Genomic DNA, 843 nt, shown 5'->3' with positions numbered 1-843 from the left:
GGATTCGACTAATAAGTGCAATTTTTCAGAAAGGCGGTCAGTTGCTATAGTAGGCATCTTTCCCGCCACAGGAAAATGCACTATGGCCTATACACAACTGACCGAGACAGAAAGATACCAGATTTCCAGTTTAAAAAAAGCGGGTTTTTCACAGCGTTTCATTGCTGAGTCACTTAAGAGAAGCCCATCGACCATCAGCAGAGAATTGAAGAGAAATCAAGAAGTCCAGACATACTGCCCCGAACAGGCTCATTTAAAGGGATTGGCTCGTCGTCATTTTGCTAAGAAAGCCGTGAAAATAACGCCGGAAGTAAAAAAATGGATAAAACGGTTAATTTGGAAAGATTTAAGTCCTGAACAGGTGGCTGATTATTTGAAGCAACATAAAGGGATATTTTTGCATCATGAGACGATTTACAGGCTGATTTATCAAGATAAAATAGAAGGGGGTGATTTATGGCAACATCTACGAATTGCCAAAAAACCTTATCGTAAACGCTATGGTTGCTATGAAAAAAGAGGCAAAATTAAAAATCGGGTCAGTATTGATAAGCGCCCGGAAATCGTTGATAAAAAAGAGCGTATCGGCGACTGGGAAGGTGATACGATAATGGGGAAAGATAAAAAAAGTGCCTTATTAACCCTGGTTGACCGTAAAACGCTGTATACAATTATTGTTAAACTGGATAGCAAGCGGGCATCAGAAGTGACGAAAGCGGCGGTGAAAGTATTATATCCGTTAAAACAAAGAGTTAAAACCATCACCTTCGATAACGGTTTGGAGTTCGCAGATCATGAAACCATAAGTAAAAAATTAGAAACTGAAATTTATTTTGCCCATCC

At 39.5% G+C, this 843-nt stretch carries 1 protein-coding gene; it reads left to right on the top strand.

Annotation, left to right across the window (positions count from 1 at the left end; translation table 11 throughout):
• Positions 1-82: 82 nt before the first annotated feature.
• Positions 83-843 (top strand): IS30 family transposase (locus tag V2H77_RS00260; protein WP_341497206.1); only part of this gene is annotated, 761 nt, incomplete at its 3' end.

The organism is Photorhabdus sp. P32, assembly GCF_038085095.1.
GTDB classification, from domain to species: domain Bacteria; phylum Pseudomonadota; class Gammaproteobacteria; order Enterobacterales; family Enterobacteriaceae; genus Photorhabdus; species Photorhabdus luminescens.
Note: the sequence above shows the minus strand (reverse complement) of the source record. Positions and strands in the feature narration are given on the sequence as shown.